The sequence below is a fragment of the Rhizobium mongolense USDA 1844 genome, assembly GCF_000419765.1.
Classification (GTDB): domain Bacteria; phylum Pseudomonadota; class Alphaproteobacteria; order Rhizobiales; family Rhizobiaceae; genus Rhizobium; species Rhizobium mongolense.
This window is the reverse complement of sequence record NZ_ATTQ01000006.1, coordinates 57,573-78,049: the sequence shown is the minus strand read 5'-3', so window position 1 is coordinate 78,049 and position 20,477 is coordinate 57,573. Positions and strand designations below refer to the sequence as shown.

The 20,477-nt window shown below is 58.9% G+C and carries 13 protein-coding genes and 1 pseudogene; 6 read left to right on the top strand and 8 right to left on the bottom strand.

Annotated features, from left to right (window positions below; all coding sequences use genetic code 11):
• Positions 1-8: 8 nt before the first annotated feature.
• From pstA to A3C3_RS0112735, 3 genes are all read right to left on the bottom strand, one after another.
• The gene (gene pstA / locus A3C3_RS0112745; RefSeq protein WP_022714995.1) at positions 9-1,328 is read right to left on the bottom strand and encodes a phosphate ABC transporter permease PstA; all 1,320 of its coding nucleotides are present in this window, start codon (positions 1,326-1,328) and stop codon (positions 9-11) included.
• Positions 1,325-2,806: a phosphate ABC transporter permease subunit PstC gene (gene pstC, locus A3C3_RS0112740; protein ID WP_022714994.1), complete on the bottom strand. Its 1,482-nt coding sequence runs from the start codon at positions 2,804-2,806 to the stop codon at positions 1,325-1,327. The genes pstA and pstC overlap by 4 nt, the downstream gene beginning before the upstream one ends.
• A gap of 146 nt (positions 2,807-2,952) precedes the next feature.
• Positions 2,953-3,987, bottom strand: a complete 1,035-nt coding sequence (locus tag A3C3_RS0112735; protein ID WP_022714993.1) for a substrate-binding domain-containing protein — start codon at positions 3,985-3,987, stop codon at positions 2,953-2,955.
• A gap of 398 nt (positions 3,988-4,385) precedes the next feature.
• Between A3C3_RS0112735 and phnC the strand changes: the two genes are divergently transcribed.
• From phnC to phnE (A3C3_RS0112715), 4 genes are all read left to right on the top strand, one after another.
• Positions 4,386-5,231: a phosphonate ABC transporter ATP-binding protein gene (gene phnC / locus A3C3_RS0112730; RefSeq protein ID WP_022714992.1), complete on the top strand. Its 846-nt coding sequence runs from the start codon at positions 4,386-4,388 to the stop codon at positions 5,229-5,231.
• An 87-nt stretch (positions 5,232-5,318) separates the two neighbouring features.
• A complete protein-coding gene (gene phnD / locus A3C3_RS0112725; RefSeq protein ID WP_022714991.1) occupies positions 5,319-6,224 on the top strand; it encodes a phosphonate ABC transporter substrate-binding protein in 906 nt (301 codons plus the stop codon).
• 72 nt (positions 6,225-6,296) lie between these two features.
• Positions 6,297-7,259, top strand: coding sequence for a phosphonate ABC transporter, permease protein PhnE (phnE, locus tag A3C3_RS0112720; RefSeq protein ID WP_028739601.1), 963 nt, complete (start codon positions 6,297-6,299; stop codon positions 7,257-7,259).
• Positions 7,260-7,269: 10 nt separating this feature from the next.
• Complete coding sequence (phnE, locus tag A3C3_RS0112715; protein ID WP_022714989.1) at positions 7,270-8,799, top strand: phosphonate ABC transporter, permease protein PhnE; 1,530 nt, start codon at positions 7,270-7,272, stop codon at positions 8,797-8,799.
• A 1,015-nt stretch (positions 8,800-9,814) separates the two neighbouring features.
• Here phnE (A3C3_RS0112715) and A3C3_RS38265 read toward each other — a convergent pair.
• Positions 9,815-10,888 (bottom strand): helix-turn-helix domain-containing protein, encoded by a 1,074-nt coding sequence (locus A3C3_RS38265; RefSeq protein WP_022714987.1) that lies wholly within the window; start codon positions 10,886-10,888, stop codon positions 9,815-9,817.
• A 313-nt stretch (positions 10,889-11,201) separates the two neighbouring features.
• Between A3C3_RS38265 and A3C3_RS43555 the strand changes: the two are divergent.
• Positions 11,202-11,790 (top strand): annotated as a pseudogene (locus tag A3C3_RS43555) (AbgT family transporter); the annotation flags it as partial.
• A gap of 866 nt (positions 11,791-12,656) precedes the next feature.
• Positions 12,657-13,856: a M14 family metallopeptidase gene (locus A3C3_RS0112690; protein ID WP_028739599.1), complete on the top strand. Its 1,200-nt coding sequence runs from the start codon at positions 12,657-12,659 to the stop codon at positions 13,854-13,856.
• Between the two features lie 2,181 nt (positions 13,857-16,037).
• Here A3C3_RS0112690 and A3C3_RS0112685 read toward each other — a convergent pair.
• From A3C3_RS0112685 to A3C3_RS0112670, 4 genes are all read right to left on the bottom strand, one after another.
• Entirely contained in the window at positions 16,038-16,676 is a 639-nt protein-coding gene (locus A3C3_RS0112685; protein WP_022714983.1) for a hypothetical protein, read from the bottom strand.
• A 2-nt stretch (positions 16,677-16,678) separates the two neighbouring features.
• Complete coding sequence (locus A3C3_RS0112680) at positions 16,679-18,832, bottom strand: xanthine dehydrogenase family protein molybdopterin-binding subunit (protein WP_022714982.1); 2,154 nt, start codon at positions 18,830-18,832, stop codon at positions 16,679-16,681.
• A 3-nt stretch (positions 18,833-18,835) separates the two neighbouring features.
• A complete protein-coding gene (locus A3C3_RS0112675; RefSeq protein ID WP_022714981.1) occupies positions 18,836-19,294 on the bottom strand; it encodes a (2Fe-2S)-binding protein in 459 nt (152 codons plus the stop codon).
• Between the two features lie 76 nt (positions 19,295-19,370).
• On the bottom strand, positions 19,371-20,219 hold the full coding sequence (locus A3C3_RS0112670; protein ID WP_022714980.1) for an SDR family NAD(P)-dependent oxidoreductase: 849 nt from the start codon (positions 20,217-20,219) through the stop codon (positions 19,371-19,373).
• Between the last annotated feature and the right edge of the window lie 258 nt (positions 20,220-20,477).

Here is a 20,477-nt window from a genome sequence, read left to right as displayed (position 1 = left end):
TACTCCGTTTACCAGCGACGCTCAAAGCGCCGGCGCAAGAGGATAGCCCCGATGTTCATGACGATCAGGAACAGGAGCAGGACGATGATGGCGCCAGATGTACGTTCGACGAAAGCGCGTTCGGCTTCGTTGGCCCACATGTAGACCTGCACCGGAAGCGCTGTCGACGGATCAAGCGGCGTGGCCGGTGCGCTGGCCACGAAAGCGACCATGCCGATCAGAAGAAGCGGTGCAGTTTCCCCGAGCGCATGCGCCAGGCCGATGATCGTGCCGGTCAGGATGCCGGGCATCGCCAACGGCAGGACGTGGTGGAACACCATCTGCATCTTCGAGGCGCCGAGGCCAAGCGCCGCCGCGCGGATCGACGGCGGGACCGCGCGCAGCGCTGCACGGGTGGCGATGATGATCGTCGGCAGCGTCATAAGCGTCAGCACCAAGCCGCCGACCAGCGAGGCCGAACGCGGCAGGCCGGCAAAGTTGATGAAAACGGAAAGGCCGAGCAGACCATAAACGATCGACGGAACAGCCGCGAGGTTGTTGATGTTCACCTCGATCAGGTCCGTCACCTTGTTCTTCATCGCGAATTCCTCGAGGTAGATCGAGGCGGCAACGCCGATCGGCAGCGACAACACGAGAACGATCAACATCAGGTATAGCGAGCCGACAAGGGCGACGCCGAGACCGGCGGCTTCGGGACGGCTGGAATTGCCGTTGACGAAAAGGCCGGTATTGAACTCCTTGAACAGTGCGCCGTTCGCCTTCAGTTCGTTCATCCAGCCGACCTGCTTGTCGTTCACTTTGCGGTTCTTCTCGTCGACAGTAAGGTCGATCTGACCTTTGTTGGCGCTATCGACATTGGCGTCGGCCAGAACGGTGACATTGACAGTCTTGCCGATGATCGACGGATCAGCGACGACCATATCACGCAACTGGATCGGAGCACTCTTGGAGAGCATGGCCGATGCTTCGCGGACATCCGGACGGCTTGAGGCGTTGATGTTCAATTGCTTGACAAGCGCATCACGCAGCAACGCGCCGTAATTGGCAGCAATCAGCACCGATGGATCGGTGGCCCGCTTGTTGTCCGGGTCGATGGTCTTCTCGGTAAATTCGACCGGAAGCGCGATCGCCGTCTGCTGGAAGGCAGTGTAGCCGTTGCGGATAACCGTCGACAGCAGGAACGCCAGGAAAATCAGGCCAAAGGAGATGGCGGCAATGCCATATGCTCTGAAACGACGCTCCGCGGCATAGCGGCGCTTGATGCCGATATCGCGGCGCTCAGGCTCCTTGGACATGGTACCTGCAATGGGGGAAACAATATTCGTCATTCGTACTGCTCCCGGTATTTGCGCACGATGTAGAGCGCGTAGATATTAAGACAAAGCGTAATGCAGAAGAGGGTGATGCCGAGCGCAAAGGCGACCAGGGTCTGCGGCGAAGTGAATTCAAGATCGCCTGTCAGCTGGTTGACGATCTTGACGGTCACCGTGGTCATCGGCTCGAACGGATTGATCTGCATGCGCGCAGCGACACCGGCTGCGAGCACGACGATCATGGTTTCACCGATCGCACGCGATGCCGTCATGAGGAGTGCGCCGACAATGCCTGGAAGAGCTGCCGGAAGCACGACCTTCTTGATGGTTTCCGAACGCGTGGCACCGAGCCCAAGCGAACCATCACGCAGCGCGCGCGGCACGGCAGTGATGATGTCGTCCGACAGCGAGGAAACGTAGGGGATCAGCATAATGCCCATGACGATGCCGGCCGTCAGAACGCTCTGCGCCTGAATGAAATTGGCATAACTGCCAGTGAGGAGGCCGTTCACTTGCGCAGACAGGTCGCGCAGGAACGGGCCGACAGTAACAAGGGCGAAGAAGCCATAAACGATAGTGGGGATACCAGCCAGAACTTCAAGAAGAGGTTTGGCGAGCGAACGGACCCGTGGGGAGGCATACTCAGCCATATAGATCGCGGCGAAAAGACCGACCGGAACTGCAACCAGCATGGCGACAAAGCCGATATAAAGCGTGCCGAGCAGCAGCGGGATAAGACCGAACTGGCCGAAGGACGAGCTGCCTGCCCCGGCAAAGCGCGGATCCCAGACCGTGCCGAAGAAGAAATCGGTTGCAGGGACGGCTGCGAAGAAGCGGATGGCTTCGGACAACATCGAAAGGACGATGCCGACGGTGGTCAGGATCGCAATGGACGATGCCACGAGAAGGCCCCATAGCATGACACGTTCGACCCGGTTGCGAGCCCGAAAGCGCGGCGCGATGCCACGAAGCGCGTAAAGCGCACCGCCGATGGCCATCACGAGGACGACCGCGGTCATGATCATGCGGCTGCCTGCGGCTTTGGCATTCAGCGCCTTTGCTGCTTCGATCATGAAAGGCTGCGGCTCACCGGCGAGCGGGACACCCTTCTCGCTGAGCTTTGCCTGAATGGCTGCAGCATCGGAGCCGACTGCGCTGATTTCTTCCGACGTCAGCAGATTCATGCCGCGCGCGATGGTCGCCACCATGCTGTAGCTCAGATCCTGTTCTGCAGCAGGCTTTACCTTCACGTCGTCCGGGAAAGCGCCGCGGACAGCGGATTCGACGATCCCCGGGCTCGATGCGAGCCAGATGCAGAGAACGAGAAGGGCGGGGAGAGTAGACCAGATGGCGGCATAGGCGCCGTAGTAGCCCGGCCGCGAATGCAGCGCGGACGGCTTGCCGCCGGCAAGCGCCATGGCACGGCTGCGTGCGACCACATAGGCCAGCGCGCCAAGCACCACGAGACACAAGAGTATGATGGATGTGCTCATTCGTTACGTCCCCAGGCTCACGACCCCAAAAGCAAGAGCGGGAACGTCCTGCACGGCTTCCCGGTCACGGAAACTTAAAACCCTGCGCCAATGGGCAAGGGTAGAAGATGCCGGCGCGGGCCCCTGGCACCGCGCCGGCACGATCATTACATGGTCTTTTCAGCTTCGACGTTCTTGCGGATCTCTTCGCGCTCAGCATCCGGAGCTGCAACGAGGCCATATTCGACGAGCGGACCGTCGGGGCCGATCATCTGGTCGGACACGAAGAAGTTGACGTATTCCTTCAGGCCCGGAACGGCGCCGAGATGTGCCTTCTTGACGTAGAAGAACAGCGGACGCGAGACCGGATAGGTGCCGTTGGAGATGGTTTCAGTCGACGGAACGATACCGTCGACGGTTGCGACCTTCAGCTTGTCGGCATTGTTTTCATAGAAGGAAAGGCCGAATATGCCGACCCCGGTCTTGTTGGCAGCGATGCGTGCCAGCGTTTCCGGATAGTCGCCGTCGATGTCGACAGCCAGGCCGTCCTTGCGGACTGCGACGCAGGCCTTCGTCTGGGCAGCCTTCTCGGTGATTTCCTTCGAGATGACCTCAAGGGCACCGGAAGCCTTGCAGCCAGCAGCGAGAACGTTCTGTTCGAAGACTTCGCGCGTGCCATGCTTTTCGCCCGGGATGTAGGCAGCAATTTCAACGTCGGGGAGCTTCGGGTTTACTTCAGACCACTTCTTGTAGGGGTTGGCGACGAGCTTGCCGTCGACGACAACCTGAGCGGCGAGCGCCTTGTAGATGTCTGCAGGAACGTAGGCGATGTCCGGGTTGGAAGCATCGGTTGCAAAGACGATGCCGTCATAACCGATCTTCACTTCTTGGATGTCCGTTACGCCGGCCTTCTTGCAGGCCTCCAGTTCGTTCTTGTTGATCGCGCGCGAAGCGTTCGCGATGTCGATCGTGTCTTCGCCGACGCCCTTGCAGAATTCCTTGAGGCCAGCGCCCGTGCCACCGGATTCAACGACCGGCGTCTTGAAGTTCGAGAACGTTTCGCCGAAGGATTCTGCAACGATCTTGGCATAGGGCAGCACGGTGGACGAGCCGGCGACCTGGATCTGGTCGCGAGCCGATGCGACGCCTGCGGTTGCCAGCAAAATAGCGGCGACTGCGCAGCTTCCGAGATATTTCTTCATGGATACTCTCCCGTAGAATTTAACGATGACGCTTCGGCGTCGGCTCCCCTCTATAGGCACCACGTAACAGTTTCGTGACAGTTTTGTATCAATTCATTATACGGGAAAGAGGGCATCTGCGATGCGCGCCGGCTGCGCCAGAGGGGCCGATCTTTAGGTAGCGGACCAAAATCAAATTAGACAAACAGAGTCAATGCCTTCCCGACACCTGCACAGGTGATTTCGAGATTAGCCAGCAGGTTCTGGCGTGCGGGCAGAAAAGAGCTAATCAACACATCCATTGTCCGTTGCGCAGCCAAGGGAAATCGGCAAACATTATAAAAGTGACATAAAACCGACATTACACCGTTAAGAACGCGGCATATGTCCCCTCAGACGCAATGACGAGGGACGCGCGAATGCTGGAAATAACGGATTTGACCCGGCGGTTCGGTGGCAAAACGGCGGTCGATCAGGCGAACCTGAGAATACCGCAGGGTCAAATGGTAGGCATCATCGGCCGCTCGGGCGCCGGCAAATCCACGCTTCTTCGGATGATCAACCGCCTGCAGGAGCCGACTTCCGGCTCCATCCGATTCAACGGCGTCGAAGTCTCCGCTCTACGCGGGGAAGCCCTGCGCAACTGGCAGCGCGATTGCGCGATGATCTTCCAGCAGTTCAATCTCGTCCCTCGCCTCGACGTTCTGACCAATGTCATGCTCGGCCGCCTCAATCACCGCCCAACCATGCTGAGCCTCCTCAACATCTTCAGCCGCGACGAGCGCATTCATGCGATTGCGGCTCTGGAGCGCCTCGGCATCGAACAGACGGCGCTGCAGACCGCCGGCACGCTCTCCGGCGGCCAACAGCAGCGCGTGGCGATCGCGCGCGCCCTGATGCAGAACCCGAAGATGGTGCTCGCCGACGAGCCGATCGCCTCGCTCGACCCGCTGAACGCCAAGATCGTCATGGATGCGCTGCGCGACATCAACGAGAGCGAGGGCATCACCGTCATCACCAACCTGCATACGCTCGATACGGCGCGCAACTATTGCGAACGCATCGTCGGCATGGCTGCCGGCCGCGTCGTTTTCGACGGCAAGCCTTCGGAGCTGACAGCGGCTGCAGTCAAGGAAATCTACGGCACCGACAAGGATGGCGCCGGCATCGACGAAACGATGACGTCGACCTCGATCAACATGCCCGCGCCAGCCACCGCTCAAGCATCCGCCGGCCTGCAACCGGTTGCCCTGGCGGGCCTCTGAGAGAAGGCGGCGATCGACCGCCCGCGTCAAGGCACACTTCTTCGTAACAGCAAGACCACCGGGGAACCGGTCAATTAGGAGAGAACCATGTTGAAGAAAGCACTCTTTGCCGCGACAGCGCTTCTAGCGCTTGCCGGCGCTGCCGCAGCCGAAGACCTCAAGGAATTCCGCGTCGGCATTCTCGGCGGCGAAAACGAGGCTGACCGCCTGCGCAATTTCCAGTGCCTGTCGGAAAAGCTTCCCGCTGCGATCGGCGTCGAGAAGGTCTCCTTCTTCCCGGCAGCCGACTATGACGGCGTCGTCCAGGGCCTGCTTGGCGGCACGCTCGACTACGCAGAACTTGGCGCCTCCGCCTATGCCAAGGTTTATCTCGCCAATTCCAAGGCCGTCGAACCGATCCTGACGACCGTGCAGACCGACGGTGCAACCGGCTACTACTCGGTCATGGTTGCCCGCAAAGACAGCGGCATCAAGAAGCTAGAAGACGTGAAGGGCAAGAAGCTCGGCTTTGCCGATCCTGACTCGACTTCCGGCTACCTCGTTCCCCTCGTTACGCTGCCTGAATCCATTGGCGCTCCGGTCAAGGAATACTTCTCTTCCACCGGCTTTGGCGGCGGCCACGAGAACCTCGTCTTGGAAGTCGTAAAGGGCAACTTCGACGCGGGCACCACCTGGGCGTCGGGCGTGGGCGAGTTCAAGGATGGCTACAGCTCCGGTAACCTTCGCAAGATGGTCGACAAGGGCATCCTGAACATGGACGACCTCGTCGAGCTTTGGAGGTCGCCGCTCATCCCGAATGGCCCGATCGTCATCCGTTCCTCGCTGAACGACGACATGAAGACCAAGTTCAAGGCATTCATGCTCGGGCTGCCAAAGTCCGATCCGGCCTGCTTCGCGGCCATTCAGGGTGGCGACTTCAAAGGCTACACCGAAGTCAACGTAGACTTCTACAAGCCGATCATCGATGTCCGCAAGGCAGCCATTGGCGGCTGATGCCGTTTCCTCTCGCAAGGCCGCCGGATCCCTCCGGCGGCTTTGCCATATCCCACGTTCGACAGGTTGAAGATGAGCGACACTACGCTGCGCCACCCCCCGAGTGAAACTGCAAGCATGATCGAGCGGCACTGGCACGAGCTTGCCTCCCGGCGCCGCGGCAAGACGTTCCTTGCCCTGTTTCTCGTCGTCGTCTTCACCGCGGGTTCGGTGTGGTTCGCCAATGAGACCAACGCGGGCAAATTTTGGGACCGCCTCCCCTATCTGGCAGACTTCGTGGGGGACCTCGTGCCGCGCGACGCGTGGGAACCGGCGCGCGCGCTGCTCGATCTCCCCTCCCCCTATTACGACGGCAGCCAGAAGTACGACTACCCCGAGGGCCGGTTCTACGTCACGCAAACCCTCTACGTTCCGGAATATGTCGAAAAGATCGTCGAGACGGTGAACATCGCCATCTTCTCCACGGGCGTCGGCTTCTTCCTGGGATTTGCACTGTGCTTCTTCGCTGCGAGGAACATGATGCCGAATGCTTATGTCCGGGGGGCGGTGCGCCGTTTCATGGAGATCCTGCGGGCGTTTCCCGAGGTCGTCATCGCGGGATTTTGCCTCGCGATCCTCTCGCTCGGGCCGGTCCCGGCGATCATCGCACTATCCGTCCACACCACCGGAGCGCTGGGAAAGATGTTCTTCGAGGTAGTGGAGAATGCCGACATGCGCCCTGACGAAGGCCTGCGGGCCGTCGGCGCGACTTGGCTCGAACGGGTCTGGTTCGGAATGGTGCCGCAGGTCATGCCCAACTTCGTGAGCTATTTCCTCCTGAGGCTCGAGATCAACGTGCGGGCGTCCACGATCATCGGTGCGGTCGGCGGCGGCGGCATCGGCGAACTTCTCAGGCTTTCGATCGGACAGGGTCATCCGGCAAAGACTCTTGCAATCGTATTCCTCCTTTTCTGCACCATCATTGCCGTCGACCAGTTCTCCGCATGGCTGCGCAGAAAGCTGGTCGGCGAGCAGTCGTTCCGCGCCGTCGCATGAGGTTGCATCGATGAACACGCTTTCGCCCGTCCAAAAGGCCGACATCGCCGCGCGCCACCCGCAGCTCTTCGACACGACCTGGCTGCGCCGCTACCGCGCTCCCCTTCTCGTCATTCTCGCTGCCGGCTATGTGGCGTTCTCGTTCTGGTTCTTCGCGTTCGCAAAGGTCTTCTCTCAGGCCGACTACTCGATCGCCGGCACCTATCTTGCCGACTGGATCTCTTTCGAGGTCCGTCCCGAGATCGACATGGCAGCCGACGGGACCATGAAGATTTCCTATTCGCGGTTCGATCCGCTCGGCGAACATCCGAACCCCGACTGGGTGCAGACCGAAAAATCCGTCGTCACCCATCAGACCGGCACGGCCACACTGACGGCCAGCCCGTCCGAGCCGCAGACAAAACCGAAAAGCAGCATATCGCTGATGGCTCCCGGTGCGGCTATGGGAACGTCCGCACCTAACGGGTCCGGCTCGCCCGCGCGGGCCCCGGCGGCGACCGCTCCGGCAACCGTTACCGAGGAGGTTGTCACACGGGCGCGGATCGCCATGAGCAACAGCTCCTCGATAGAAATGACTGCCAATAAGGCGGTGTTGACGAGAGGCGAAGAAACGGTCGTCGTGCCTATGGGCAGACCCGACATCCGCATTGACGCTCCCCTTCCGGACTGGGCGTCGCAGAGGCGGCCGGGCGAGAAGGTCATCGCCAGCTTCGGATTCGCCGGCTGGGCGGAAGTCACGACCAACGACGTCAAGGTCCACAAGCGGTTTCTCGGGTGGGCGAATTTTCTGTTCGACACGCGGTCTCCCTTCTTCGGGAAGCCATATTCCGAGGTTGCGAGCTTCATCCTCAGCGGTCCACGCATCGACCCGGAGCAAAGCAACCTCGCTCTCGCCTGGGACAACATCCTCTACAACAGCGAATGGCAGCACCTCGACGTCTGGACCAAGCTCCTGCAGACCATCGTAATGGCGTTCGTCGGCACCCTGTTCGCCTCGCTCGTCGCTTTCCCCCTGGCATTCGTGGCGGCACGCAACATCACGCGCAACCGCCCTGCGAACCAGGTGACGAAACGGTTCTTCGATTTCCTTCGCTCAGTCGACATGCTGATCTGGGCGCTTTTCTTCACACGCGGCTTCGGGCCTGGGCCTTTGGCCGGCATCTCGGCGATCTTCTTCACGGACACCGGGACGCTGGGCAAACTGTATTCGGAATCGCTCGAGAACATCGACGAGAAGCAGCGGGAAGGCGTCCGCTCCGTCGGAGCGTCGCCGATTGCGGTGCAGCGGTTCGGCGTGCTGCCGCAGGTGCTTCCTGTCTTCGCGTCCCAGGCTCTCTACTTCTGGGAGTCCAACACGCGCTCCGCGACGATCATCGGCGCCGTCGGTGCGGGAGGAATCGGCCTCAAACTCTGGGAGGCGATGCGCACCAACCAGGACTGGGAGAACGTCGGCTACATGGTGCTCCTCATCCTGATTGTCGTGTTTGCCTTCGATGCTGTCTCGAATGCGATCCGGTCACGTCTGATGGGACGCCGCTGAACTCTTGGCAGCAGGCGTTTGATTCTTGTGCCAGCTCACTGAATTACTATCTGTGATGAGTGCTCCTACGGCGACTTATCGAGGTTTATTTTTCCTCGACTGCGTCCTTTGCTCATCGTTCAAGATGAGCTTCCGGAATCAACGAACTGCATTTGGCAGACAAGTAGAATTCGCCTCGTTTTGCCCACTGTATATAGGACCAGTTCAAACGGATCAGCGAAGTGGCTGAAAGAACAAGAGTTGGCAAAAAATTTGATTCAGCGCTTTTGAGATTTTTGATTCACTAACCTGATGCCGTTCGCCAGGCGACTTTCAAGAAATTGACAGCCTGTCGAAGCCTGAATGACTTCTGCTGATCACAGCATTTCACGTTAGCCTTGTTAAGTAGCCTCGTGATATTTAATTCAGTTTCCCATCGGCCGTTAATAGCAAGCAGGTTGAATACTTCCCGGATCGAAACGTAGGCGGCTCGGAAATTGGTAAGCCGCCTCATCGTGGTTATCTCGCCTGCGCGAAAGAAGGCTCCGAGTTTTGCTATTACCGCACTCGTAGACAGGTCCAAATGGAAGCCGACCTCTTCACAGTCGATGGTGTAATCCGGAGCGTCGTTCGCAGTCGGAAGGTCGCGACAAAAGTCGATCCACGGCTTGAAATCTTCGACATGTAGACTTTCGAATGCCGTCGAATATGAATGGCCACGGATTGGCGGGGCCACGGTAGAGGGCCGAAACCGTGCCTCGGACGGAGAGATGGTTCGAGCGACGCATGGGTCGCGCGCGGATACAATCTTCGAAGCTGCTCAAAGGACCTGCGTGTATGCCGATCGCTCCGGCAAGCTCAAGTTCCCTATGGCTGACTCTATCGCGCTATAGACCAGCACGGTCAGTTTATAGCGAATCTCATCCGTCAGCACCCGTAGAACGACCGTGACTATCGTTGGGTTGTTCCGGTGTCGCGGAAGTACGGGTCACCAATTCGCGATGATCAAGTTAGGCACGGCAGCAAGGCGGCCGGACTAGGCGACACCACGAAGGGCCTGGCAGAGTGTGAGCGGGCCTCCATGCGGAAGATTCTTCTCTCGTTGAACATGAAAGACATCCCGGACCCAACCGACCTCCCGCGCCTCTTTTGGCGTCATTCCAAACTCGTGTCTGAAGGCCCGGCTATATGCGGACGGATCGTCAAAACCCCATTCCTCCGCGATATGAAATATAGCCCGAACGTCATTGCTATTGGTGATTCCTGCACGCGTCCTGACCAGACGCTCATGCCGGATATAGGCCGCAACACCACCCAGCGGCGCGAATAATCGATATAACCGGGAGCGCGAGACACCTAGCTCGCTGCAGATCGTCTCGGCAGTGAGCGAGTGGTCGGCAAGTCTCGTGTTTATCAAACGCTTGGCGCGTTCCAGAACTACCGCCCCAATTGGTGTTTGAGCGTCTACGACCCGATCTTGCGAGGGAGCTAGACAAGCGATGATAAGGTTCCTCGTGGCCTCGACCACGTATGGCACCTCTGCCACGGTGAGGTCGGCCAACGATCGAGCCAGAAGCACAAGGTAGTCGGCGAGGAGATGGCCCAACGCGCCCTCCATCTTCCTATGGAGCAGGCTCTCGAGCGTGGACGTCGCGACAAACCCATCTGACGGAAGAAAGACCGACAATGCGCCCTCATCTTCCACCATGACCTCGAACGGTTTGGCCAGGCATCGAAGATGGGGCAAGGTCTGCCCTCCAGAGGCGCGCTCCAGGGCCTGGACCGGCAAGCACAAATACCAGTTATCCAATGCCGCCTTCTTCACGTGCCGCCATTCGTGGGCGTAGCCTTTTCCTGGCAGGACAGTGGAAACAACCAGCATCGAACCGAGCAGCCAGACCTTCAGTCGGGCGGGAAAGGAACCGTCCGCGCTCTTGCAGAATCTCAGATCAGCGACGCCAACGTGAGCATTCCTGAATATCTCGAATTGGTTGTCCCTGGGAAACGATTGGGTACTCACATCTATCGAGCAAGGGAATTTGTAATCAATCGCTCGCTCGGTACCCGTCTCTGGCATGTTGTCCATGACGATACCTTCGCCGATGTCCACGAAAGATTTTCCATTTCAAACCTGAGCACTAGTATCATTTTTCACAACAAACCACAACCGCTACGGAGCTATTTGGAGATCGTGATATCGCGCTACAGCTGCATTTCGCGTCGCACGGCGCTGTTTTATACGTCGCGCTTCTTGTGGCGGCAGCCTCCCCACTGCGGGATCTTTTCGGGACACCCTGCTCAGGTCGTGGCTTCTGCGCTCACGACTCTGCGGCTGCTCCAACTAAGATGGGTTGTAGTTCGTCCGCGTCGGCGATGTCGGCGTTGCGCCTCGCGCTGCGGGGCTAAGGGCTAGGAGATCACCCATGTCCACGGCGGGAGCGGCTCCAAAAACCGTTATGCAGAGATTCCTCGATGGGGTCGAAAAGGTGGGCAACATGGTCCCCCACCCCGTCATAATCTTTCTCATCCTCATCGCCATAGTGATTGGACTGTCGGCCCTTCTGGGTACATTCGGTGCCTCGATAACCTTTGAGCGGATCAATCCGGAAAGCCATGAGATCGAGGCCGCTACGACTTCGATCAGGAGCCTGCTGAACACCGACGGCATCCGCTTCATGTACGAGTCGCTCATCCCGAATTTCATGAGCTTCACCGCGGTCGGACTGATGATAGCCGCGATGGTTGGCGCTGGCGTCGCCGAGGAATCCGGGCTTGTGACGGCGTTGATTCGGAAACTGGTGATTGTATCCCCGCGCTGGGCGCTGACCTACATCCTTGCTTTCGTGGGCATCATCGCCAGCGTTGCGGCGGACGCTGGCTATCTCGTCCTTATTCCTCTCGCGGGCATCGCATATCTCGCTGTCGGGCGCCACCCTCTTCTCGCCTTGGGCTTTGCCGCCGTCGCCCGGGGCATTCACTGTGAACATGCTGATCAAGCCGCTCGACGCGGTTACGCGTCTCGACGACATTCGCGCGCTTCGTTCCCGTGCGGATTTCCTATGCGATCGGTGCGATCGTCGCGACAACCTTGTTCTGGTTCGCCACTACATCGACGGATGGGTAGCGGTGACCGATCCGCCGAACGTAACCGCCGACGACATCTTGCGGCTGAAGACTTTCTTCGCCAATCGCCGAACCGGAAGTGGAACCGACTGACAGAAAGGATGTCGAATTAGGGGAATCACGGACATGGACTGAGGCAACGATCTTAACCGCGCGCCCAGGGGTTATCTCGGTGTGGCTGACTACATTGGACGATAGGCCGCGAGAACAGAGCAGCGCTTTCAAGAATATCGTCTGATGTAGGACGAGACGCACAGTTTTGGAATTCTGAGCCAATGGCAAGGCGGCCAGAAGGCGTTATCTTCAAACGACTGAAACGGAACTGATTAGGTTTGACTATTCCAGTACTGATTATCTCGATAGTAGTGGAAAGCAACAGAACAACAACTGCGGCGCTGCGCTGCTTGCGCTCTCACATGCAGGCATCGTGAGGGTTCTCAAACTGTAGCCACGATCCACCGGCGAACGAAGTCCAGGCATTGGTTCCTGAAGCAACCGCCCAAATTGCATCCCGGCTGCCCTCTGTTCTTGCCAACGGTGGCCTCCGGATTCGGGACTGTTGATCGAGCGTGAGCGGAAAGTGGTGAGGTGACGATGCTGTCGAAGGCATCGTAGCGGAACCGCGAATTTATGCACTAGGTGCATTTATCTCGCGAACGTTGGGGGGCCCCCTGCTCAGATGTCGATCGAACTAAATCATGAAATGCCAGGAAATCTATCCGCCACCCCACCCACATTTCACAAGGGACTTCATCATGTCCGGCAACTCCAAAAAAGGCCTGGACCGTCGCGATCTGCTAATAGCATCCATCGCCCCGGTCGGCGCCGCGGCCACTCTCGCGGCCGGCTCTGTGAAAGCCCAGGATGCAGCGGCTCCCTCTGTCGAAGCCGCATCCGATGGGTCTCAGGGAACGGTCTATACCGGCGAAGTGATCCAGGGAAAAAAGGTCGTCAGCGCGCTCGACGTCAACGACCTGGAATCTGGGCAGAAGCACCTCTTGTATTTTCAGGGCGTGCAGATGCCCACCGGACAGTACTGGTATGTGTCAGTGACGGTCGCCAAGGGGGCGAAGCCGGGCAAGCGCGTCGTCATGACCAGTGGCGTGCATGGCGACGAGATGAGTTCCATACATACGGTCCAGACCGTGATGAACCAGCTCGACCCGGTGCAGATGTCGGGCACGGTGATGACGGTCACGGACATCTCCCGCCCGGCCATCGAAGGCATGCAGCGTAGATGGCCCAATTTTGGAAGGGGCAACGATCTGATCGACATGAACCGGGAATGGCCAGGGAACGAGAACGGAGCCACCGCGCCGAGCCGACACGCCGGGCTCCTGTTCAACCGACTGCTGCGGCCGAACGCCGACGCCGCGATCGACTTCCACACCGGGACGAGCGGTTTCGATGTCACTGCATTCAACATCGGCGGCATGGACATTCCCGAGGTCAAGGCGATGGTGGAACTCTACCCAGTCGGCCAGATCTTCGACAGTCATGTGTATCCCGGTGTCCTTCACAACGCTTTTGTCGACGCAGGCATCCCGTCCTTTTGCCCGGAGATAGGCGCTGCACGGGTCTTGGACCTCGAGATGATCTCGCTGTTCGTGGAAGGTACGATGAACGTCCTCAAGCATCACGGTATCATTGCTGGGCCCGTGGGGCGCACAGGCAAGGACGTGAGTGTTTTTCTTGGCAACAGTGCGTTCCCGATTCTAGCAACAGAAGGCGGGATCGTCGAGCACCTGGTCAAGCTCAACGACAAGGTCGAAGCCGGGCAGAAGGTGGCGATCCAGCGCAACAGCTTCGGTGAGGTTGTTGCGGAATATACAAGCGGCGTTACCGGAGAGGTGACGGGCCAGCGCAGGGACGCGATGTCCGAGCCTGCCAACCCCCTTGTATTCATCCTTTTCCAAAAGCCGCCGCCGGAGGGCGTCGAGGCTTACCCTGAGTGATCTTACGCGGCCTCGACCGCGGCAAGCCAACACGTCGTGCTGAGCCGCGTGCTCAAGCGATGAACGGGCACCGCTCCCGGAAAATGGCGGCAGATGATGTCCACTGCCGAACTAAGCACCTCAGGAGAGATACACACCGTTGCACTTAAGCCAGAAGGCGGATCGTGTTCGTTCGACCTGTCAGCGGACAAGGGTGGGGCCAGGTCGACAATTCGCTGGCCACGAACGCTAGAGCGCAGTCCACAGAAGGCTAGCCGCGTTGTCAGGCTCGATCCGTTATACCCTGAGTAACCCAGGGGTACCTCACGACCCAAACTCATGAGGGCCCTGGTGAAGCGGTATTTACCCGACGATCCACTGACTGAAGATCAAGTTTCTTAACCGGCAGATCGCAGCGTCGGCAGGTTGCTCCGACTGAAAAATTGGCGGGCTGGCGCCCGACTCTTTCCTTCGGTGTGGTTGAACAACCCCGTCATCGTGCAACACGGATGAACGGCAACCGCTGAGTTGCCACTGGCCGTCCACCTTAAGCGCTCTACCCTGCATCGGGGTGGCGCCCGTCGAGCAAGGTCCCGAGGGTCAGCATCGCTCCTGCTTCGCACAACACTCTCGTTCCAAGGGCGGCCGCGAGCGCGGACGCAAATGGGGTCTTTCCAGTTCCGGCAGTCCGGAAACAAGCGCCCCCGCGCGGGCGAGCTTCCACTCCAACTGCCCGTACGCCACCGACCTTTATCTCGTCGTTGCCGGGCGAATTAAAGAGATTGAGTCCAGCACCATTCGCTCGATTAGATCATTGATTTCTTTGATTTATCTTCGACGTTTTATTTTGATAAATGGTTCTGGGTGAATCGGCTTCCCTTTTACCGAATCTGTTTCGCTATAGGCCAGAGTTGATTTCGCTTTAAGCCGGGTTCCTCAGTATTGTCAAAACGAATCAATTGAGATTCTGCCAAGCCACGGAAATCCTTGGTTCCAACATAAGGAATGGGATTCTTATGCTGCTTACTGGCTGGTCTCGCGCCCAGATCATCGATAACCCAGCCTGCCTAAATAACTGCTTACAGCCACTCGATCGCGTACAGACGGCCGGATAATAATTACGCTGGCTCCAGCATCGCTGATATCTCGGAAGATCACGGCCTTCGCTTTTATTGGATCTCCGTGAAATTCGAGGAATCTGAGCGTCTCGGATCCGCATACATAATTCGCCCGGACTCGCGAAGCGTTGAGAACCTGATTCCATTCGACGTCAACATGCGTTGGGTCACGAGTGCTGATACTTCGTGCTCAGAGACACCAAGATATAAACCGACATCAGCGTTCGTCAAAATCACCTCGCCAGACCACTCGCCCTCACTGGGACGTGAGAGGATTCGTAGGAGACAATCAACATCCGCTGCAGTCATTCTGCGTATGAGCGGCAAACCCCTTGCTCAACACCAAACGCGAGCTCTCCTGACAAAGCGCTCGTGAGAACCTGTGACCAGCAAACCGACCCGCCACTCAGACAGGTAACGAGGTTATAAAGCGTCCCAACGCTATTAATTTGCGTCCCGGATCTTGAAAGGATTTCGGAAATCACATCCGTTTTCGCAACTCGCTTCGGCCTGAGGTGACAAGAAACGCTATGATCGGGGCAGAGCCGCCAGTCCTTCCTCATAGAGACGGATCATCTCGATTACGGGCAATCCGGTCCGCCTTGCTTCGTCTTTGACTCTTCGCGAACTCCGAGCAAGGAGTGAGGCAAGTTCGAGACGCTCCTTGTCGCTCTCTGTATCGAAACCGCCTACACGCGTCGTCCTGGGATGCGGCCTTCTGAAGCGAGCAGTCCGATCTTTTGCTGCATCGTCACATGGCGTCACAGTAGCCTTGACGCCACCTCGTAGCTGGTCGCGCACCATCGTTTCAAAGGAATGGCCAAATAGCCGCCTGAACGCGCGGATTTCTCGATAGACTGGGTGTTTATAATTGCGTCCCTCACGATAGGTTGGACACCTCCAAACGTCTCGAATCCTTTCGCTGACTTCAATAAATCCGCGGGGCCAGGCTCTCACCGCGTCCGTTGCGACATGGAGACTAGCTGGCGTGACGAATGTGTCCTTGATCCCACCGGCTTCATCGAGAAGTCTACCGATCTGTTGAGCTGCGCGATGGTTTTGCTGCCTTCGAGCTTGCCACACTTCAGTCCGGACACTCCGCACCGGTATCGACCCACGCCGAGATCAATGCAGCGAAGGTCTCCTGCGAGCCCGGAGCTGCAGTCCGTCCACTGCCTGGATGCCAAGCCCAGCCGACCAGATGATCCGTTCCCATATGTTTGATCAGGTCGGCATGCGACCGATTTCCATTCCGCGCAGGATCTTTTACCTGCCGGCAGATTTCCCCGACGGTCAGCCCTTGCCATGCCATACTGGCCGGAGCGAGCTGCCAGTGTGCATTGCCGGGGATCGACTTCAGGCGGCTGCCGACGATATCTCTATTTTCCGGGCCATGGCAGGTGCTACAGGCAATGCCGGCAGGGCCAAATGAGCTGTCGGCTGCAATCATCAGCGGCACATGCGGGTGCATGTCCTCACCCTGCGTCGGACTGCGTGTAGCGGGATGACAATTGATACAGCGGGGATGCGTGATGACCCGGCTCGCCTCCTCAAAGATCGCCTTTGAGCGTGCAGCCCTGTCGCTGATGGAAGTAAAGTCGGAAACGGTTTTGAGAGCGTTGTTTTCAGAGTTCGCGGCACTCTGTAGAGGTCCAACTCCGGCTACGATCGCCACCGAAACAAATGCAGTCGTGAAGAGGACGGAAATCATTCTCTTTGTCATGATCACACCCTCCGCAGATCGCTTTGATTTATCGGCAGCGAACGCAACCGCTTGCCGGTCGCCACGAAGATTGCATTGAGCAGCGAGGGCGCGACGCCCGGCGTGCCCACTTCGCCTATGCCGCCGGGCGCCTCGGAACTTGGCACGATATGAACCTCGATCTCTGGCGTTTCATGGATTCGCAACACAGGTGAATCGTCGAAGTTGCTCTCAACGACAGCTCCGTTCGCGACCGTGATGCGCCCGTAAAGGGCAGCGCTCAATCCATAGACGATCCCGCTCTGGATCTGCGCTTCGACGGTGTCCGGATTGATAACCTGTCCACAATCGACAGCGCAGATGATGCGCTCGATCCTAAGCCTTCCGTTATCGCCGACGCTTACCTCGGAGATCGTGGCCGCGTGGCTGCCAAAGTCTTCAGAAATGGCAATGCCCCTGCCCTCGCCCTGAGGGAGCGGGTTAGTCCAGCCGGCTTTCTCCGCCGCCAAATTGAGCGCGCCTAACAGGCGCGGCTTCTGCTGCAATAGGCGCCGGCGGTATTCGAGCGGGTCAACTCCCGCGATATGAGCGAGCTCGTCTATCCCGCCTTCGATCGGCGGGATGTTCCTTGTCGCTCCGACGCCACGCCAATTGCCCGTCAGCATGCCGTCCGGCGCTTCGTGGCGCGCAAAATCCGTATACTTGTTCGGGATCGCATACGGAGATTCCGCCCCGCCCATCTGGTCAAGGTCTATGCCGTCGCGGGTAAAGGCGGGAAGCCAGCGCGCCATGACGGAAGGGCCGATGACGCGGTGCCGCCAGGAGACGGGCATTCCATCGGGGCCAAGCGTCGCGGTGACCTTGCTGTAGTTCAGATAGCGGTAACAGTCGTGCCGGATGTCTTCTTCCCGGCTCCATGTCACCTTGACCGGACCTTCTACCTGCTTTGCGATCTTCGCCGCCACGATGATGCCGTCGACGTCCAGCCTGCGGCCAAAACCACCGCCGAGCAGATGGTTGTGTACGACGACCCTATCGACGGGAAGACCGGTAACATCGGCAACCGCCTGCCGCGCCCGCCCCATAACCTGGGTGCCGACCCATACCTCGCATCCATCGTTGCGGACGTGAAGCGTGCAGTTCATGGGCTCCATCGCCGTGTGAGTCAGGATTGGAAGCCGATAGATGAACTCGTGCACCGGCCCATGTTCCGCCTCTGCCTTCTCGACGTCCCCTTCCTTTATATGCGGAAGTGCTTCGCCGCTGATCGCATCTTCGGCACGCTTTTCAAGATCGGACTGGGATAGTGCGCCACTGGGACCGAGGTCCCACGCAATGGACAACGCTGCGATTCCTTTACGAGCCGCGCCCGTATTGTCGGCAAGGACTGCGACCGCGTCTTCGATGCGGACGACCTGCTTGACGCCCTTGACCCTCATGGCAGGACTGTCATCGAGGTGAGCGAGCTTTCCGCCGAAATGAGGACAGATCGCGATCGCGGCATAGGAGACACCTTCCGGCCGGGCGTCGATCCCGAACTTGGCCGTGCCATTGACCTTCTCAGGACTGTCGAGACGCCGAACCGCCTTCCCGATCACTGCGAAGCTCGATGCCGGCTTCAACTGCATCTCCTGCGGCACGACCTCGGATGCCGCAGCCCCGATGAGGCTTCCGTACGCCACGTGACGACCGCTGCCGATGTGGATTACTCGACCGGCTTCCGCCTTGCAGGTCTCGGGCTGGACGCCCCAGCCGCGGGCGGCAGCATTCACCAGGACGATGCGTGCGGCGGCGCCCGCCTTGCGCATCTGCTCGTACACGGCGCGGATAGCCACCGACCCGCCAGTGATCTGATCGCCCAGCAACGGGTTGGCATAGCGCGAGGGATCTGCAGGTGCGTGCTCGAGAACCACCTGATCAAGCGTTACTTCAAGTTCTTCTGCCAACAGCATGGCCACGGCTGTGTAAATGCCCTGTCCCATCTCGACTGACGGCATGACGAAGACGATTTTGCCTTCGGCGGGAATCCGAATGAAAGCATTCGGTTCAAGCGGCTGCGGCGCGGCCGACGGAACGGAGGGCTGCAGCCCGACAACCAGGCCAGCGCCTGTCAGCGAGGCACTGATCAGGAACTGGCGACGCGAGATTGCGAGGTTAATCTTGTCGTGAAGAGACATGCCCTACCTCCCTTCCGCAGCTTGTTTGATCGCTGCCCGGATGCGCGGATACGTGCCGCATCGGCAGATATTTCCGGCCATGACGGCATCGATATCTTCGTCAGTCGGCGCTGAGTTCGCGGCCAGCAAGGCCGTCGCGGACATAATCTGCCCGGATTGACAGTAGCCGCATTGAACGACGTCGATGTCCAGCCAGGCCTTCTGAATTCGAGCCCCTGCTTCGGTTTCGCCGATCGCCTCGATCGTGGTGATCGGCTTGGTTGCTGCATCGGCTACAGGCATCACGCACGATCTCATCGCGACGCCGTCAACGTGCACGGTGCAAGCCCCGCACATGGCGATGCCGCAGCCGAATTTCGTGCCGGTAAGACCTAAGGTATCGCGCAGGACCCACAGGAGCGGAATATCACCGTCGACGTCGAGGGTATATTTCTCACCGTTGATTGAGAGTTCGTAAGACATACAATTGCTCCTTCGGTGCGGAGGGAGGAGTGATGATCGAGTACGCGTAGCCTTGGACCGACAGTGCTGGCCGTATTTATACGCCTTCAGCACTCGACGCGTCAAAATCGGTCGAGATCGAGACATGCCGCCACTTTGAGATGATGCGGGCATCAGAGTCGTGCTTTGCCACGATGGCGGCAATCGTGTCGCTTCCGACAGGCATTCGAACCGGCGGATCAACCGCATCGGAGAACTCGACGACGAGTTTTGCGAATTTCTCCGGGTCGCCAGGCTGACTGTGATTAAGGCTGGCGGCACGCTCGCGTACTACTCCTGCGGTCTGGTCGTAGTCGCTTATCCGAACCCTGCTAATCGACAGCGAGGAAGAATCCAAGAAGTCCGTCCGGAAGTAGCCCGGCTCGATCACCGATACATGTATACCGAGCGGAGCGAGCTCTGCGTGGAGAGCTTCCGACAGTCCCTCGACTGCAAACTTCGTCGAGCAATACACTCCGAAGCCGGCCGCGGCTCTATAACCGCCGATCGAAGAGATGTTTAGGATTCTGCCCGACTTCTGCTTACGCATTTGCGGAAGGACCGCGCGGGTGACGGTCAGCAGACCGAAGACGTTTGTTCGATAAAGTCGCTCTACCTCCTCCGCCGATGCCTCTTCGACGGCACCAAGCAACCCGAACCCAGCATTGTTCAGAAGGACGTTTATCCCACCGAAACGCTCGACACCGGCTTTCACCGCCTGGCGGGCTTGGTCCGCGTTCGTCACGTCGAGTGGAACGGCCAACAAATTCGGTCGCTCTCCGAGTTTGTCGGTGATCAGGGTCGCGTTACGGGCAGTGGCCACGACGTTGTCGCCCCCCTCCAACGCCAACTGTGCGATCCGCGCACCGAACCCTCGCGAGGCTCCGGTGATAAGCCAAGTCTTCATAGTCACATCTCCTCATAAGTGACTGCGGTCGCCTTGTGGCTGCAGTCTGTGGCCGGTTTGCGCAACCGTGCCGCTCATTGCGCAGCGGCCGGAGGGATCCTCGGCCAGAAGGTCGTAGGGACTGCCAGTCCCATTGGCCCAAGCGTCAAAGGCGCGCTGCACGATTTTCTTGTTTTCCGCTTGGTCGGCGGCCGGCTTTCTCCGGCTGACACCACTGGGATCATCGCCATGGCAACAACGGTGGCCAGCGACTTGCTC